Origin of the sequence: Pseudoblastomonas marina (genome assembly GCF_034374265.1) — a bacterium.
GTDB lineage: Bacteria > Pseudomonadota > Alphaproteobacteria > Sphingomonadales > Sphingomonadaceae > Alteriqipengyuania_A > Alteriqipengyuania_A marina.
Map to the genome: position 1 here is coordinate 1,714,305 of NZ_CP139718.1, position 14,989 is coordinate 1,729,293.

Here is a 14,989-nt window from a genome sequence, read left to right on the forward strand (position 1 = left end):
TAACAGGGGGCGGATGGCATGGTCGCACTGGTATCGACCGTCGCATTTCTCGGGCTCGAAGCGCGCGCGGTCGAGGTGCAGTGCCAGATCGCGCCCGGCATGCCGCGATTCGGCGTGGTCGGCCTGCCCGACAAGGCGGTGGGAGAATCGCGCGACCGGGTACAGGCGGCGCTTTCCGCGCTGGGCCTCGCGCTCCCACCCAAGCGGATCACGATCAACCTCTCGCCGGCCGACCTGCCCAAGGAAGGATCGCATTACGACCTGCCGATCGCGCTCGCGCTGCTCGCCGCTATGGGCGTCACCGATGCCGAGCAGCTGGCCGATTACGTCGCGGTGGGAGAGCTTTCGCTCGACGGGCGGATTGCGCCCTCGCCCGGCGTGCTGCTCGCGGCGATGCATGCGGCGGGCGCGGAGAAGGGGCTGATCTGCCCTGCCGCCCAAGGTCCGGAAGCGCGCTGGGCGAGCGGCGTGGCGGTGCTCGCCGCGCCCGATCTCACCGCATTGCTCAACCATTTGAAGGGCACGCAGGTGCTCTCCCCGCCCGAACCGGGCGAGGCGGCCGAGCCCAGGCACGGACCCGACCTGAAGCAGGTCAAGGGCCAGGAAACCGCCAAGCGCGCGCTCGAGATCGCCGCGGCAGGCGGACACAACCTGCTGATGAACGGGCCACCGGGCGCGGGCAAATCGCTGCTCGCATCGTGCCTGCCGGGCATCCTTCCCCCGCTGACGCCCGAGGAAGCGCTCGAGACCTCGATGGTCGCCTCGGTCGCGGGGACGCTGGAAGGCGGCGCGATCAGCCGCACCCGCCCGTTCCGCGCGCCGCATCACTCGGCCAGCATGGCGGCGCTGACTGGCGGCGGATTGCGGGTGAAGCCGGGTGAAGTCAGCCTTGCGCATCTGGGCGTGCTGTTCCTCGACGAATTGCCCGAATTCCAGCGCGCGGTGCTCGATTCGCTGCGCCAGCCGCTGGAAGCGGGCAAGGTCGACGTGGCGCGCGCCAACGCCCACGTCACCTACCCAGCGCGCGTTCAGCTGGTCGCCGCGATGAACCCGTGCCGCTGCGGCCATCTCGGCGACCCCGCCCTCGCCTGCAGCCGCGCCCCGCGCTGCGCCGCCGATTACCAGGCCAAGATCAGCGGGCCGCTGCTCGACCGGATCGACATGCATGTCGAGGTCGATCCCGTCAGCGCCAGCGACCTCGCCCTGCCGCCAGCCGCCGAAGGCAGCGCCGAAGTCGCGTCGCGCGTCGCCCGGGCCCGCGCCCGCCAGTCGAGCCGCGACACCGAGGCGCGGACCAACGCCGAACTCGAAGGCGACGACCTCGACCGCTACGCCACGCCCGACGAACCGGGCCGCAAGCTGCTGATGCAAGCGGCCGAGGCGATGCGCCTCACCGCGCGCGGCTACACCCGCATCCTGCGCGTGTCGCGGACGGTCGCGGACCTCGCGGGGGCGGAACAGGTGGGGCGAATCCACGTTGCAGAGGCATTGAGTTACAGGCGGCAACCGCCGCGTGCATAGACACGGCACAGGCCGAGGAGGCCGTACGATGCTCACCTGGTTCCGCGATCGCTATCTCGACCTGCTCGGGTCGATCTACATCTACAACGAGCATCGCGGGTATACGGCGATCGACCGGGTGCTCGAGGCGGTGCGCGCGCGCTACCCGGACGATGCCGAATTCATCGCAAAGGTCGAGCGGCACCGTGCGGACGAGCGCAAGCATTACGTGATGTTCAAGCGCTGGTTCGAGTTGCGCGGCACCCGACCGCTCGCGGTCGACCGGATGTTCGGCCATATCGACCGCTTCGTCGAGATCATGTTCGGACGCACGATCGACGGGCTCGACACCAAGGAAGTGATCGCGCGCGACGAATTGTTCGAGCGGCTGTGTCACGTGATCTCGCTGACCGAACAGCGCGGCTACAAGCAGGTCGAAATCCTGCTCGCCAACCGCTTCGTGAAGAGCGACCCACAGCTGGTGAGGATCTTCGAAATCATCAAACAGGACGAACCAAGCCACTGGGCGCCCTATGACGGCTGGCTCAAGCAGCACGCGAGGCGCGAACCGAGATGGTGGGAGCGCGCCGTGGACGGTTTCATCCATTCCGAACTGCTGTTCCTCAAGCTGCCGCTGCTGTTTCTCAATCCCTTCATGAAGCGTCGCACGAGCTGGCGCGACGAGGGCGAGGTCGATCCCGACCGCTATTCGCGCAAGCTGGGGGCGCATCCCGCCTGACCCGCACCGCCGTGCCATCGCCGCCGCCCGCCGACGCGCCGCTCCATCGCCGGCTGTTCACCCGCCGCGTGGGCGGCATGCTGGTGCGCAACACCGTGGTCAGCACCGGGGTGTTCCTTATCGGGCTCGGGGTCCTGTTCGTGCTGGTCGAATATTACGGGGTCGACGAGGTGATCGCCTCGGGCATCGGTTTCGTGATCTCCAATTCGATCCATTACCTGTTCGGTCGCTGGTGGGTGTTCGCCGGAACCGAGCGCGAGCTGGGCAAGGGCTATGCGCTGTTCCTGCTGAACAGCGGCGTCGGGCTGGCGCTCACCATGGGGCTGATGTGGGTTTTCCTGCAGTTCACCCCGATCAACTACCTGATCGCGCGGGTGCTGGTCTCGGTGGTGGCGGGGCTGGCAATGTTCGTGCTGAACGCGGTGTGGAACTTCCGCCGGGTGTGAGGGGGCGCCCGCTCGCTTGACCGTCTGCACGAACCGCGATTAGCCTCCCTCCGGGACGCGCAAGGAGGGGGGAAGCCATGCCGTACAAGAAAGCCTATCTGTGGGTCACGCTGGTGGTCCTGCTGACCATTCCGGCCTTCTGGCGCGGATATTTCGGGCAATTCACCGATGCGCCGTGGGAGATGCATTTCCACGCTGCGACTGCGACCGGATGGATGATCCTGCTCGCCACCCAGGCCTGGGCCGCACACCGCAAGGACCGATTGGCGCTGCACCGCACGCTGGGCCGCGCGAGCCTGTTTTATTTTCCGCTTTTCATGGCCAGCGCGATGGTGATCGTGTGGTCGATGGCGAAGGCGACCGCGTTCGGCGACAGCATCATCTACGAGGCGCATGGCGAAGGCCTCGGCGCGTACGACCTGCTGAGCGTGCTCGCGGTCGCGTGGTTCTTCCACGAGGCGCTGAAGGAGCGGCACAACGTCCACGTCCATGCGCGTTTCATGATCGGGACGCTGTTCATGCTGCTCGGGCCGGTCCTCGCGCGGCTATTCGCCATCCCGCTCTTCATCACCCTGGGTGGGAGCTACGAACCGCCCGTGGTGTTCTACGCGGCACTGGTCGTTGCGCAGTTCGTCATCGCCGGCATTGCCGTGTGGCTCTGGCGCGCCGCGCCGGTGAAAGGCCGTCGCCCGATGGCGATTGTCGCGCTGCTCGTGGCCGCGCAACTGGTGCTGTTCTCGGTGGCGCGCCTTTCGGATGCATGGCGCGAGCTGTTCATGGCGATCGGGGCGACGAGCCCGGCGATCTGGATGGCGCTCGGATGCGTCATCGGTGCGCTGGTCGCATGGCGCGGATGGCAGGCAGGCAAACGCCGACCGCACAAGGATACCGCCCCCGGAGCCGTCCCCGCGGAATGAGCGACTGACAGCCTATTCGGCTGCGACCGCATCCTCGCTCGACTGACGCCAGTCCTTGACCGGTTCGTCGCGTGCGCCGGGATTGCAGCACTTGCCGACCTTGGCGCGGCTGCCGTCCTCGCGCTGGCCGAGCTTGTCGCGCGGAACCAGCCAGAGATCCTCGTGCGTCAGCGTGCGCCCGTCATGCGCGAGGATCGAGACCGGGCCCAGCGGCAGCCGGTCGCGCTCGTCGACCAGCACCGGATCCTCGGTGAATTCGGCACCGTATTTCTGTCCCCATTGACGCAGCGCGATCATCGCCGGCAGCAGGTCGAAGCCCTTCTGGGTCAGCCGGTATTCGATCTTGCGGCGATCCTCCGGACACGGTTCACGGCGGAGGATTTCGTGCTCGACCAGCTTGGCCAGACGGTTGGAAAGGATGTTCCGCGCGATGCCGAGCTCGCTCAGGAATTCCTCGAAATGGTGGAGCCCGTTGAAGCTGGCGCGCAGGATCATGAAGCTCCAGCGTTCGCCCATTACTTCCAGCGCTTGCGGCAGCCCGCATTCGGTCAGCTCGCGCAGCGGTTCGCGTAAATCGCCCATATCGTCCTTTCCCGGTGCGCTCATAGCGCAAAGGCGCAGTGCCACAAAATCGAAACAAAGTTTTTAGTTGCAACTTAAAACTTAAGGCAGTAGGTATCGATTCGCAACTGAAAAACGGTTGCCCGCAATAACGATACGAAACCAGCCCGAAGGACCCCTCCGATGAAACTCACCAGCACTCTTTCGCTCGCCGCACTCGCGATCGCCGGCACGTTGTCCAGCTTCGCCGCGACCACCGCCCCGGCCAATGCCGTCAACAACCACTATTACCGTGCCCAGCTCGCCAGCCCGGTCGAAACCGCCCGTTCCGACATCCAGAAGGGCGTGCTGTGGGATTGCGAAGGCGACACCTGCGTCGCACCGAACAAGGGCCGCAGCCGCGACGTGATCGTGTGTCAGCGCCTGGCGAGCGAATTCGGCGAAGTCACCGCCTTCCGTGCCGCCAACAACGTGTTCGACGCCGACGAACTGGCGAAGTGCAACGACTGAGCAACCGGCTCTCCCCCGAGGAGCCTCCTCCCGGCTCGTCTCCCCGTGCCCCCGCGCTCCCCCGCGCGGGGGCTTTTTCATGCGGCGAGAAAACCGCGCGCGACCAGCTGGCCGCGGAAGGTCTCTGCGTCGGAGAAGACTTCCGCATCCCAGCCGGCGGTGCGTGCCGCTTCGACATTGCGGACCGTGTCGTCGACAAAGAACAGCTCGCCCGCCGCGCGCCCGTAGCGCTTTTGCGCGAGCGCGTAGATCGCCGGGTCGGGCTTGGCGAGCTTGACCTTGCCCGAAACGACCACCTCGCGGAAATGGCGGGTCCAGCGATATTCGGCGGCGAACTCGTCCCAGAAGCTGTCGGCGAAATTGGTCAGCGCGAAGACGGGTACATCCGCCGCCACCAGTTCCTCGATCAAGGCGACCATCCCCTCGACCTCGCCCGGGATCGAATCGAGGAAGCGCGTCGCATAGGCATCGATCAGCGGACCGAATTCGGGATACTGCGCCTTGCGCTCGGCCACCATCAGCTCGAGCGGTCGGCCCGCGTCATGCTGGAAATGCCATTCGGGCGAGACGACGTTCTCGACGAACCAGGCGCGCTGACCGTCATCCGCGATCAGCTCGCGGTAGAGATGCGCGAGGTCCCAATGAACCATGACGCGCCCGATATCGAAGACGACTGCCTCAGACATAACAAAAAACCCCCGCATCGGCGGGGGTTTTCGTAAACCGTATCGCCGGGGCGATCAGCCCTGGCGCGCCTTGAAGCGACGGTTGGTCTTGTTGATCACGTAGGTGCGACCGCGGCGACGGATGACGCGGCAATCGCGGTGACGGTTCTTCAGCGACTTGAGGCTGTTGCGAATCTTCATGGTGCGTATCCCGGAAATGAAACAGGCACCGGAGATGGTCTCCGATGCCGGAAAATCAAGGCGCGGTTAGTGCGCGCGGACGAGCTTGTCAACGATTCAGTCTGTCCGCATTCGCTCCCATTCGAGGGCATGGCGCACGATCGTATCGAGATCGTCATTCCGCGGCTCCCACGGCAGGGTCGAACGAATCCGCGAAGGATCCGAGACCAGTTCGCCCGGATCGCCCGCGCGACGGGCTTCGGTCCGCCGCGCGATCTCGGTACCCGCCACGCGCTCGACCGCATCGAGCACCTCGCTGACCGAGAACCCGCGCCCATAGCCGCAATTCATCGTCAGCGAGGCTTCCGGTTCGGCGATCAGCCGTTCGAGCAGCAGCACATGCGCCGCCGCGAGGTCGGACACGTGGATATAGTCGCGCACGCCGGTGCCGTCCGGCGTTTCGTAATCGGTCCCGAAGATCGCGACGCCGTCGCGCCGCCCGGTCGCCGCTTCGCAGGCGACCTTGATCAAATGCGTCGCCCCGGCGGTCGACTGGCCTGCCCGTCCCTGCGGATCGGCCCCGGCAACATTGAAATAGCGCAACACACCGTAGTTGATATCATGCGCCGCCGCGGTGTCGGCCAGCATCTGCTCGGTCATCAGCTTCGACCGGCCGTAGGGATTGATCGGCGCGGCCGGGGTCTCCTCGTCCACGGGTGAATGGTCGGGCGCGCCATAGACCGCCGCAGTCGAGCTGAAGATGAAATGCCCGATGCCATGCGCCACGGCGGCAGCGATCAGCGCACGGCTCTTGGCGGTGTTGTTGCCGTAATATCTGAGCGGATCGGCAACCGATTCGGGGACCACGATCGAGCCGGCGAAATGCATGATCGCGCCGATTTCCTGCTCGGCGAAGATCCGCGCAAGCAGTTCGCCATCGGCGATATCGCCCTCGTAGAACGGGACGTCCTCCGCCACGGCGGCGCGGAACCCGGTCGAAAGGTCGTCCACTACCGCGACCGGCCAGCCGGCATCGCGCAACGCCAGCACGGCATGGCTTCCGATGTAGCCGGCCCCGCCCGTCACCAGCACCGGCGTGCGGAGGTGCCCGGGGCAATCGGGAAACTTTCTGTCCATCATTCGCTTCTAACAGGCCGTCGCGCCTTCGGGGAGCCACCCGCGCTTCCTTTCCTCGATTCGATCGCGGGCGTACGGATCGCCACGACTTTCAAGGAGTCGACCCCATGTTCGCCACGTTCCGTCGTCCCGCCCTCATTGCGCTTTCGGCGCTCGCCCTCTCCGCCTGCGCCACGGCGCCCTATGCTGGGCCCACCGAGGTGACGCGTTTCTCCGCGCCCGACCTCGCCGAGGCGCCGCGCGGCCGGATCGAAGTGGTCGTCGCCCCCGGCGAGGAGACGAGCGGTCTCGCCATGCAGCCCTATCTCGACGCGGTGACGCGCGAGCTCGCCGCGCTCGGTTACGCCCCGGTTTCCGGCGGCGGCACGCAAGTCGCCGAAGTGCGTGCCGGGCGCGGCGAATTGCTCGCCGATGGATCGCGCCGCTCGCCGGTCAGCGTCGGGGTCGGCGGATCGACCGGGACCTACGGCTCGGGCGTCGGCGTCGGGATCGGGATCAATCTGGGCGGCGGCGAGCGCCGCACCGTCGACACCAGCATGGCGGTCATGATCCGCGATATGGACACGCGCGAAGTGCTGTGGGAAGGCCGGGCCAGCTTTGCCGCGACCGAAAACGCGGACGAATTCGAGGTCGCCAACGCGGCCGACAAACTTGCCAGCGCCCTGTTTGCCGGATTTCCCGGCAATTCGGGCGAAACGATAGAGGTAGAATGACCCACAATATCGCGATCGACACCGCCTTCGATGCGGGCAATATCGAAGTCAAAGCCGTGGACGGGGCGAGCGCGCGCCTCGCCATCCGCAAGGACAACCAGTCCGAGTTCAAGCAGTGGTACTATTTCCGAGTGTCGGGCGCGGCGGGCCGCGAACTCGAACTCAAGATCGAGGATCTCAAGGATTCGGCCTACCCCGGCGGCTGGCCCGACTACGAATCGGTCGTTTCCGAGGATCGCGAATATTGGGGCCGTGCCGACAGCGAATACGATGCCGACAGCGGCACGCTCACGATCCGCTATACGCCCGAATCGAACATCGCCTGGTTCGCCTATTTCGCGCCCTATTCGATGGAGCGCCATTTCGACCTCGTCTCCGAAGCCGCGCTGATGGACGGGGTCTCGCACCGCGTTCTCGGCCACACGCTCGACGGGCGCCCGATCGACTGTCTCGAAATGGGCGAAGGCGACAAGCATGTGTGGCTCTATGCCCGCCAGCATCCGGGCGAAACGCAGGCCGAATGGTGGATGGAAGGCGCGCTCGACGTGCTCACCGACATGGGCGATCCGGTCGCGCGCACGCTGCGCGAGAAGTGCACGCTCCACGTCGTGCCCAATATGAACCCTGACGGCAGCTTCCGCGGCCATCTGCGCACCAATGCCTGCGGCGCGAATTTGAACCGCGAATGGGAAAACCCGACCGCCGAACGCTCGCCCGAAGTGCTCGCCCTGCGCAATGCGATGGACGAGACCGGCGTGTTCTTCGCGATGGACGTGCATGGCGACGAGGCGATCCCCGCCGCCTTCCTCGCCGGCTATGAAGGCATCCCGGGCCTGACCGAGGAGCATTATGCCGGCTTCACCCGCTACGAGCAGATCCTCGACCGCCGTTCGGTGCTATTCCAGACCGAAAAGGGCTACGACAAGTCGAAGCCCGGCGAAGCCAACCTCTCGATGAGCACGACCCAGGTCGCGCACCGCTTCAAGGCGACCGCGATGACGCTCGAGATGCCCTACAAGGACAATTTCAAGAGCCCCGACCCCGAACAGGGCTGGTCGCCCGAGAACTGCGAAGCGCTCGCCCGCGACTGCCTCGGTGCGCTGGTGGAGTGGCTCGAAGCCTCGGACGCCTGATCGCGCGGGTCAGGCCGCGAGCAGTTTTTGCGACACCTCTTCGGGGGTACCGGTGACCAGCAGGGGCTGTCCGCCAATGATGCCGACATTGGTCTGGCCGTTTTCGGCCACCCGCAGCCATGCGACATTGGAAGCGACGACAAGGTAGTTGCCGCCGCGCGAGGCCAGTTCGACGAATTTCATGTGTTGGGACTCCGGTGCGCCGAGCGCGCTGGAGTCCGATAACGCGCAGACCTTAACAGCTTGCCCGCAGCCTCAGTTCAAACTTGCCGGGCCGAAGGCATCGGGCAGCAGCGCGCTCAGCGTGGTGCGACGCACGTCGTCGGGGCCGACGCAGAGGATTTCGGGATCGGTCCCGCCGAGCGCGGCGAGTTCGTTGAGCACCTGGCGGCAACGGCCGCACGGCGTAATCGGCTCGGCGCCCGGTCCGGTGACCGCGACCGCCTCGAGCCCGCCGCGTACGCCCGCATCCATTGCCTTCGCCACCGCAACGGTCTCCGCGCACAGCGCGAGCCCGTAGCTGGCATTCTCGATATTGGTGCCGGTCACCACCGTGCCGTCGGCAAAGCGCAGCGCCGCGCCGACCGGGAAGACCGAATAGGGCGAATAGGATTGCTTGGCCGCATCGCGCGCGGCGGCGATCAGGTCTTCGTCGGTCATCTTGCTACTCCCGCGCCACCACCCAGCGCACCGTGCCTTCGCCGCCTTCGTAGGCGCGATAGGGATTGGCGGTCCAGAGCGTCCACGGGCGCCCGCCGTAATCGGGTTGGTAATATGTCCGCGACAACCACAGGTCGCGTTCGAGCCGCGTCGCGATCCCGAATTGGTCCTGCGCCTCGTGGGACAGCTTGAGGATGGCGGGTTTGCCCGCGTGCGTTTCGATCTGGTTGAGAAGCGTGGTCAGCTCGCTTTCGACCGCGGCATCGGAGAGGGTCTGCGGACAGGACTCCTGCCCCCGGTCGAACTCGACCACCGGGGGGAGCAATTCGCTATCGCGCGGCACGATGGTGGCGAAATTGCCCGCCTGGGGGTCGGCCGGCTGGCACGGATCGAAGCGATGCACAGCGCCCACTGCCAGCCCCGCCTCGCGCGCGCCGGCCAGGTGCCGGGCGAAGGTCGAATCCTTGGCGAAGGCGCCGTCGCTGGCATCGAGATAGGCGAAGCTCGCGCCGTTGGCGGCGAGCGCGCGCCAATTCGCCGCGCCTTCCTCGAGCCCCCATTCGACGCCCTGCACTGGGAATTGCGCGCGCGGCGGGGTCCATTGGCGCAGCTGCCACCAAGCCACGCCGCCCGCGATCAGCGCGACCAGCAAGAGCGCGCCCAACACGCGCGAGACCAGTTTTCGAGATTTCCGTGCCAATGTGCGCCCGCCTGTCCTTCAGCTCTTAATATGCAGGACGCAGATCAGTGTGAAGAGCCGCCGCGCGGTTGCGAAGTCGGTTTCCACCTTTCCGTCGAGCCGCTCGAGCAGCAGCTCGGCGGCATTGTTGTGCACCCCGCGCCGCGCCATGTCGATCGTCTCGATCTCCTTCGGGGTCGCCTTGCGGATCGCCTGGTAATAGCTGTCGCAGATGGCGAAATAATCGCGGATCGGACGGCGGAAGCGGGCGAGCCCCAGCACCAGCGTTTCAAGCTCTGCGTCATCCACGTCGGCGATCAGCAGCACCAGCCGCCCGTCGCGCACCGAAAGCGAGAGGTGGTACGGCCCGTCGGCCCCCTTCTCCGCCGCGCGCACCGGCCGGAAGCTATTGTCCTCGATCAGGTCGAAGATCGCGATCCGCCGCTCCTGCTCGATATCGGCATTGCGCCACAGGATGGTCGCCTCGTCGAGTTCGATCTTGGCAATGCGGTGATCGGGCATCGAGTTAGCCTTCGCAGATGCAACACCCGTTGTCATTCCCGCGCACGCAGGAACTCCGGGGTAATTTTGCACCACATCTCCCTGGATCCCCGCTTTCTCCGGGATGACGAAAAGTTATGACCGACATCCACAGCACCCAATTGGATCGCGCCACTTGAAGCCCCTCTCCCCCTCCCGCACTATGTCGCTCATGGCCGACCAAGATCTCATCATCCGCGACGACAAACATGCCGCGCAGGCGTTGCCCTCCAATATCGAAGCGGAGGCCGCGTTCCTCGGCGCGGTGCTGTTCGACAACCGCGTGCTCGAAGAGCTGCCGGTCGCGCTCCAGCCGCAGCATTTCTTCGAATCGATCCACCAGAAGATTTTCGAACGCATCCTCCAGCTGATCGATCGCAATGCGACCGCCAGCCCGGTGTCGCTCAAGCCCTATTTCGAGGGCGACGAGGCGCTCGCCGACCTCGGCGGTACGAGCTACCTGATGCAGTTGTCGGGCACCGGGCTCGGCACGCTCGCGGCGCGCGAGCTATCGCAGCAGATCTACGATCTCGCGCTGCTGCGCGAACTGGTGGTTGTCGGGCGCGATCTCGTCACCGGGGCGATGGATACGAGCGAAGACATCTCGCCCGAAAAGCAGATCGAAAATGCCGAGGCCCAGCTCTATCGGGTCGCCGAGGGCAGCGCGACCAACGAGAGCGCCAAGAGCTTCGGCGCGGCGAGCATGGAATCGCTGCGCCAGATCCAGAAGGCGCTCAATTCGGGCGGCAAGGTCTCTGGCAAGACCACCGGCTTCGTCTCGATCAACTCGCAGACCGGCGGTCTGCACGATTCGGACCTCATCATCGTCGCCGGGCGCCCGGGCATGGGCAAGTCGGCGATCGCGACCAACATCGCCTTCAATGCCGCCGAGCGGCTGCGCACCGATCGCGAAGCCGGCATCGACGACAGCGAATCGATCGGCGCGGGCGTCGCCCTGTTCAGCCTCGAAATGAGCGCCGACCAGCTCGCGACGCGTATCCTCGCCGAACAATCGGGCATCAGCTCCTCGGCGCTGCGCATGGGCAAGCTGTCGAAGGAAGATTTCGCGCAGTTGGCCCATGCCAGCCAGCGCCTGTCCGAGCTGCCGCTCTATATCGACGATACGCCCGCCCTAACCATCGCCGGACTGCGCGCCCGCGCGCGACGCCTGAAGCGGCGCCACAATATCGGGCTGGTGATCATCGATTACCTCCAGCTGCTCCAGGGCACCGGGCGCGCCAACGACAATCGCGTGAACGAGATTTCCGAAATCAGTCGCGGCTTGAAGACGCTCGCCAAGGAACTCGAGGTTCCGGTGATCGCGCTGTCGCAGCTCTCCCGTGCGGTCGAGCAACGCGACGACAAGCGGCCGATGCTGTCCGACCTGCGCGAATCGGGCTCGATCGAACAGGACGCCGACATGGTGTGGTTCATCTATCGCGAGGACTATTACGTCGCCTCGCGCGAACCCAAGCGCCCGGTCGAGGGGGACGACGTCGCGGTCCACGAAACCCACGCCCAGTGGATGCAGGAGATGGAGCGGGTCTACGGCCTGTCCGAACTGATCGTCGCCAAGCAGCGCCACGGCTCGACCGGCAAGGTCCGCCTGCGCTTCGAACACAAGATCACCAAGTTCTCCGACCTCGCCGACGAGGATTACGGCTCGCCGGAATATTAAAGCCCCAAGTTCAGTTTCCGGCTGACCGTGTAATCGACCACCGCGACGAGGAACCAGCTGAGGTTCCACTTGATCCGCGTCCACAACCCGCTGCGCTGCCGGTGCAGCGCGGGCGTGATTTCGGTCGAGGCGGGGATATGGGCATCGACGAATTGCCGCATCCGGTCGGCCAGCCCCCTGTCCTCGATCCGCAGCATCAGTTCGAGGTTCACATAGAGGCTGCGCATGTCGAAATTGGCGCTGCCGAGATAGACCGCGTCGTCGAGCACGATCAGCTTCATGTGCAGCTTGCAGGGCTCGAATTCGAAGATCTTTGCGCCCCGCTTGAGGAGGTCGTGATAGAGCGAGCGCGAGGCGCCGATCGTCGCGCCATTGTCCGATTTCGCGGCCATGATCAGCCTCGTTTCACCCTTACGAGCGATATTGCCGATCCGCTGCAACAGCCGCCTGGGTGGCGAGAAATAGGCCATGATCATGTCGAGGCGCGCGCCTTCGATCAGGTCCTCGCCGACGCAACGGGCCCAGCTCGACAGGCCCTTTGTCGGCCCGCCGATCAGCCATTGCACCGGGCCGTCACCCGGGTCCCATTCGCGCAGCAGCTTGCGGATCGCGCGCCACTGGTGCCGGTCGCTCTCGGTCCACCGCTCGAGCTGGTCGAACCAGTCGCACAGCCGGTCCACCCCGTCGCCCTCGATCACGATACCCAGGTCGTGCCAGCCATCCTCGCACGGTGTCTCGAAATACCCGTCCTCTATATTGAACCCGCCGAACATGGCCTCCTGGCCGTCGGCGATCGCCATCTTCTGATGGTTTCGGATCAGGTAGCGTTGTGACCAGGTCGCAGAAAAGCAGCTGTACTTGCCGCCCGCGGCGACGAATTCATCGAAGAATTTCTCGTCGGCGCTGGCCCCGAAACTGTCGATCAGGAGGCTGACCGCCACGCCGCGCCGCGCGGCTTGGGTCAGTGCATCGCGGACCTTGGTCGAAGCGGCGTCCTCGGCAAAGATGTAGAAACACAGCTTGAGCGATTCGCGCGCGCTCTCGATCAGTGCGATCAGCGCCTCCAACCGGTCGCGACCGTCGGGATAGAAGGTGAGCGTCTGTCCTTGCGCCTCGACCGTGAAGGGCGCCGGATCGTGATAGGACTGTTCCTGCTCGCAGGGCGCATCGGCCATGCGCCCCGCTTCGCACCCCTTGCGCCCACGTGCAATGCTTGACTTTTTCCCGGTTCGCCCCTAGCTCGCCACCCTTCCCGACAGCCATGTCGCTTACACGAATTTACGGAGTGCCCGATGGCGCGCGTTACCGTCGAAGATTGCGTCGACAAGATCCCGAACCGTTTCGACCTCGTCCTGCTCGCCGCGCAGCGTGCGCGCGAGATCTCGGGCGGCGCCGAACTCACGCTCGAGCGCGATCGTGACAAGAACCCGGTCGTCGCCCTGCGCGAGATCGCCGAGCAGAACGTCAAGCCAAAGGACCTCAAGGAGGCCGTGGTGCAGAGCCTGCAGCGCGTGATCGAGGAAGAGGACGACGATATCGACGAAATCGGTTCGCTCAGCCAGTCGGCCGAAGCGCTGCGCATCTCGGCCTCGCAGCCGGCACGCCCGACTTCGATCGGATCCGATTACGACGGCTGATCGCAGCCAACCCGATGATCAAAAAGGGCCGCCCGGCGAGGCGGCCCTTTTCGTATTCGCCGTCGGCGCTATCATGCACCCGAACTGAGCAGGGATCGGGACCGGGGCATGAGTGAGATCGGCGAAGCGTTAGGGACGGTCGCGGAGGGCGGCCTCTATTCGCGCGCGGTCGAGAAAACGGACGGCGAGGGTCCGGTCGGAGCAGGGAGGCTGGTGAAAGGTCATTTCGCCGAAGAGACTTGCCTCAATTGCGGGACCTCGCTGCACGGGACGCATTGCCACAATTGCGGACAGAAGGCGCATCTTCACCGTACGATCCGCGCCTTCATGCACGACCTGCTGCACGGCGCGCTGCATTTCGAAGGCAAGATGTGGTCGACGCTGCCCAAGCTGGTACTCAAGCCGGGCGAGTTGACTCGTCGCTATGTCGCGGGCGAACGGGCTAAGTTCGTATCACCAATGGCGCTGTTTCTGTTTTCCGTCTTCCTGATGTTCGCGATCTTCCAGGCGGTGGGGTTGACCGCGCCCACCCTGCCCGACACACCTTCGCGCGATCAGATCAAGACGGCGATCGCTGCCGAGATCAAGGACCAGGAAGATCGCATCGAAACGCTTGACGAACGTCTGGCTGATGAAAACCTCGAACAGTCGGTGCGGGAGCGGTTGAATCGGCGCCGACAAGAAGCCGTCGGCGACCTCGAGACCGCGAGAGCCGCGGCAGCCACGCCCTTCGTCCAAGGCGCGAGCGACGCAACCCGGGCCGAGGCGGACGGGACCGCAACCCCTGACGGCGAGAGCGATACGCGCGTCATCGCGTCGGATTCTTCGGGCGATCGCCGGATGACCATGAACCTCACCGGGATCGATTGGATAGACAACGGCATCGTCAAGAAATGGGAGCAGAACCCGAGCCTGATGCTCTACAAGTTGCAGGCCAACAGCTACAAGTTCAGCTGGCTGCTGATCCCGCTTTCGGTGCCGTTCGTGTGGCTGCTGTTTGCCTGGAAACGCAATTTCCGCGCCTACGATCACGCGATCTTCGTGACCTACTCGCTATCCTTCATGTCGCTGCTGTTCATCTCGCTCAGCATCATGGGAATCCTGAAGGCTCACACTGCGGTGATCGCCTTCGCGGCGCTCTTCATCCCGCCGATCCACATGTACAAGCAATTGCGCGGTGCCTACGGCCTGTCGCGTTTTTCCGCACTCTGGCGGCTCGTCGTGCTGCAGGTTTTCATCCTGATCGTGCTGGTGCTTTTCCTCCAGCTACTGCTGGTGATCGGCGCTTTCTGAC

At 65.2% G+C, this 14,989-nt stretch carries 19 protein-coding genes; 10 read left to right on the forward strand and 9 right to left on the reverse strand.

What is annotated here, in order from left to right:
- The first annotated feature begins 18 nt into the window (after positions 1-18).
- From T8S45_RS08545 to T8S45_RS08560, 4 genes are all read left to right on the forward strand, one after another.
- A complete protein-coding gene (locus tag T8S45_RS08545; protein ID WP_322293437.1) occupies positions 19-1,521 on the forward strand; it encodes a YifB family Mg chelatase-like AAA ATPase in 1,503 nt (500 codons plus the stop codon).
- Positions 1,522-1,549: 28 nt separating this feature from the next.
- On the forward strand, positions 1,550-2,239 hold the full coding sequence (locus T8S45_RS08550; RefSeq protein WP_322293438.1) for a ferritin-like domain-containing protein: 690 nt from the start codon (positions 1,550-1,552) through the stop codon (positions 2,237-2,239).
- An 11-nt stretch (positions 2,240-2,250) separates the two neighbouring features.
- On the forward strand, positions 2,251-2,685 hold the full coding sequence (locus T8S45_RS08555) for a GtrA family protein (protein ID WP_188642487.1): 435 nt from the start codon (positions 2,251-2,253) through the stop codon (positions 2,683-2,685).
- 77 nt (positions 2,686-2,762) lie between these two features.
- Entirely contained in the window at positions 2,763-3,602 is an 840-nt protein-coding gene (locus tag T8S45_RS08560) for a hypothetical protein (protein WP_322293439.1), read from the forward strand.
- 12 nt (positions 3,603-3,614) lie between these two features.
- Here the strand turns inward: T8S45_RS08560 and T8S45_RS08565 are convergent, their stop codons facing one another.
- A complete protein-coding gene (locus T8S45_RS08565) occupies positions 3,615-4,184 on the reverse strand; it encodes a winged helix-turn-helix transcriptional regulator (RefSeq protein ID WP_188642489.1) in 570 nt (189 codons plus the stop codon).
- Positions 4,185-4,346: 162 nt separating this feature from the next.
- Here T8S45_RS08565 and T8S45_RS08570 point away from each other — a divergent pair, with 162 nt between their 5' ends.
- Complete coding sequence (locus T8S45_RS08570) at positions 4,347-4,673, forward strand: CC_3452 family protein (protein WP_188642490.1); 327 nt, start codon at positions 4,347-4,349, stop codon at positions 4,671-4,673.
- A 77-nt stretch (positions 4,674-4,750) separates the two neighbouring features.
- Here the strand turns inward: T8S45_RS08570 and T8S45_RS08575 are convergent, their stop codons facing one another.
- From T8S45_RS08575 to galE, 3 genes are all read right to left on the reverse strand, one after another.
- The gene (locus tag T8S45_RS08575; protein WP_322293440.1) at positions 4,751-5,359 is read right to left on the reverse strand and encodes an HAD family hydrolase; all 609 of its coding nucleotides are present in this window, start codon (positions 5,357-5,359) and stop codon (positions 4,751-4,753) included.
- Positions 5,360-5,413: 54 nt separating this feature from the next.
- Positions 5,414-5,539: a type B 50S ribosomal protein L36 gene (ykgO, locus tag T8S45_RS08580; protein WP_007165381.1), complete on the reverse strand. Its 126-nt coding sequence runs from the start codon at positions 5,537-5,539 to the stop codon at positions 5,414-5,416.
- A gap of 96 nt (positions 5,540-5,635) precedes the next feature.
- A complete protein-coding gene (galE, locus tag T8S45_RS08585; protein ID WP_322293441.1) occupies positions 5,636-6,658 on the reverse strand; it encodes a UDP-glucose 4-epimerase GalE in 1,023 nt (340 codons plus the stop codon).
- A 104-nt stretch (positions 6,659-6,762) separates the two neighbouring features.
- On the opposite strand from galE, the gene T8S45_RS08590 reads away from it, so the two are divergent.
- Both T8S45_RS08590 and T8S45_RS08595 read left to right on the forward strand, forming a co-directional pair.
- On the forward strand, positions 6,763-7,368 hold the full coding sequence (locus T8S45_RS08590; protein ID WP_322293442.1) for a DUF4136 domain-containing protein: 606 nt from the start codon (positions 6,763-6,765) through the stop codon (positions 7,366-7,368).
- The gene (locus T8S45_RS08595; protein WP_322293443.1) at positions 7,365-8,501 is read left to right on the forward strand and encodes a M14 family metallopeptidase; all 1,137 of its coding nucleotides are present in this window, start codon (positions 7,365-7,367) and stop codon (positions 8,499-8,501) included. Before T8S45_RS08590 ends, T8S45_RS08595 begins: the two co-directional genes overlap by 4 nt.
- Positions 8,502-8,510: 9 nt before the next feature.
- Here T8S45_RS08595 and T8S45_RS08600 read toward each other — a convergent pair whose 3' ends face one another.
- From T8S45_RS08600 to T8S45_RS08615, 4 genes are all read right to left on the reverse strand, one after another.
- Positions 8,511-8,684 (reverse strand): hypothetical protein, encoded by a 174-nt coding sequence (locus T8S45_RS08600; protein ID WP_188642493.1) that lies wholly within the window; start codon positions 8,682-8,684, stop codon positions 8,511-8,513.
- 72 nt (positions 8,685-8,756) lie between these two features.
- A complete protein-coding gene (locus tag T8S45_RS08605) occupies positions 8,757-9,161 on the reverse strand; it encodes a cytidine deaminase (protein ID WP_322293444.1) in 405 nt (134 codons plus the stop codon).
- A 4-nt stretch (positions 9,162-9,165) separates the two neighbouring features.
- Positions 9,166-9,861 carry a glycoside hydrolase family 25 protein gene (locus T8S45_RS08610; RefSeq protein WP_322293445.1) on the reverse strand — a complete coding sequence of 232 codons (696 nt, stop codon included), beginning with the start codon at positions 9,859-9,861 and terminating at the stop codon, positions 9,166-9,168.
- Positions 9,862-9,879: 18 nt separating this feature from the next.
- Complete coding sequence (locus tag T8S45_RS08615; protein WP_188642496.1) at positions 9,880-10,362, reverse strand: UPF0262 family protein; 483 nt, start codon at positions 10,360-10,362, stop codon at positions 9,880-9,882.
- Positions 10,363-10,552: 190 nt separating this feature from the next.
- Between T8S45_RS08615 and T8S45_RS08620 the strand changes: the two genes are divergently transcribed.
- Positions 10,553-12,058: a replicative DNA helicase gene (locus T8S45_RS08620; protein ID WP_188642497.1), complete on the forward strand. Its 1,506-nt coding sequence runs from the start codon at positions 10,553-10,555 to the stop codon at positions 12,056-12,058.
- Here T8S45_RS08620 and T8S45_RS08625 read toward each other — a convergent pair.
- Positions 12,055-13,233 (reverse strand): phospholipase D-like domain-containing protein, encoded by a 1,179-nt coding sequence (locus T8S45_RS08625; RefSeq protein WP_322293446.1) that lies wholly within the window; start codon positions 13,231-13,233, stop codon positions 12,055-12,057. The genes T8S45_RS08620 and T8S45_RS08625 overlap by 4 nt on opposite strands.
- Before the next feature lie 117 nt (positions 13,234-13,350).
- Between T8S45_RS08625 and rpoZ the strand changes: the two genes are divergently transcribed.
- Entirely contained in the window at positions 13,351-13,695 is a 345-nt protein-coding gene (rpoZ, locus tag T8S45_RS08630; RefSeq protein WP_188642499.1) for a DNA-directed RNA polymerase subunit omega, read from the forward strand.
- A 108-nt stretch (positions 13,696-13,803) separates the two neighbouring features.
- Entirely contained in the window at positions 13,804-14,988 is a 1,185-nt protein-coding gene (locus tag T8S45_RS08635) for a DUF3667 domain-containing protein (protein WP_322293447.1), read from the forward strand.
- Position 14,989: the final 1 nt, after the last annotated feature.

Excerpts from the sequence above, each read along its gene's own strand:
- T8S45_RS08565 (WP_188642489.1), bottom strand. The coding sequence starts at position 4,184 with ATGGGCGATTTACGCGAACCGCTGCGCGAGCTGACCGAATGCGGGCTG.
- T8S45_RS08550 (WP_322293438.1), top strand. The coding sequence starts at position 1,550 with ATGCTCACCTGGTTCCGCGATCGCTATCTCGACCTGCTCGGGTCGATC.
- rpoZ (WP_188642499.1), top strand. The coding sequence starts at position 13,351 with ATGGCGCGCGTTACCGTCGAAGATTGCGTCGACAAGATCCCGAACCGT.
- T8S45_RS08600 (WP_188642493.1), bottom strand. The coding sequence starts at position 8,684 with ATGAAATTCGTCGAACTGGCCTCGCGCGGCGGCAACTACCTTGTCGTC.
- T8S45_RS08605 (WP_322293444.1), bottom strand. The coding sequence starts at position 9,161 with ATGACCGACGAAGACCTGATCGCCGCCGCGCGCGATGCGGCCAAGCAA.
- T8S45_RS08635 (WP_322293447.1), top strand. The coding sequence starts at position 13,804 with ATGAGTGAGATCGGCGAAGCGTTAGGGACGGTCGCGGAGGGCGGCCTC.
- T8S45_RS08545 (WP_322293437.1), top strand. The coding sequence starts at position 19 with ATGGTCGCACTGGTATCGACCGTCGCATTTCTCGGGCTCGAAGCGCGC.
- T8S45_RS08615 (WP_188642496.1), bottom strand. The coding sequence starts at position 10,362 with ATGCCCGATCACCGCATTGCCAAGATCGAACTCGACGAGGCGACCATC.
- T8S45_RS08625 (WP_322293446.1), bottom strand. The coding sequence starts at position 13,233 with ATGGCCGATGCGCCCTGCGAGCAGGAACAGTCCTATCACGATCCGGCG.
- ykgO (WP_007165381.1), bottom strand. The coding sequence starts at position 5,539 with ATGAAGATTCGCAACAGCCTCAAGTCGCTGAAGAACCGTCACCGCGAT.
- galE (WP_322293441.1), bottom strand. The coding sequence starts at position 6,658 with ATGATGGACAGAAAGTTTCCCGATTGCCCCGGGCACCTCCGCACGCCG.
- T8S45_RS08575 (WP_322293440.1), bottom strand. The coding sequence starts at position 5,359 with ATGTCTGAGGCAGTCGTCTTCGATATCGGGCGCGTCATGGTTCATTGG.
- T8S45_RS08620 (WP_188642497.1), top strand. The coding sequence starts at position 10,553 with ATGGCCGACCAAGATCTCATCATCCGCGACGACAAACATGCCGCGCAG.
- T8S45_RS08590 (WP_322293442.1), top strand. The coding sequence starts at position 6,763 with ATGTTCGCCACGTTCCGTCGTCCCGCCCTCATTGCGCTTTCGGCGCTC.
- T8S45_RS08595 (WP_322293443.1), top strand. The coding sequence starts at position 7,365 with ATGACCCACAATATCGCGATCGACACCGCCTTCGATGCGGGCAATATC.
- T8S45_RS08560 (WP_322293439.1), top strand. The coding sequence starts at position 2,763 with ATGCCGTACAAGAAAGCCTATCTGTGGGTCACGCTGGTGGTCCTGCTG.
- T8S45_RS08570 (WP_188642490.1), top strand. The coding sequence starts at position 4,347 with ATGAAACTCACCAGCACTCTTTCGCTCGCCGCACTCGCGATCGCCGGC.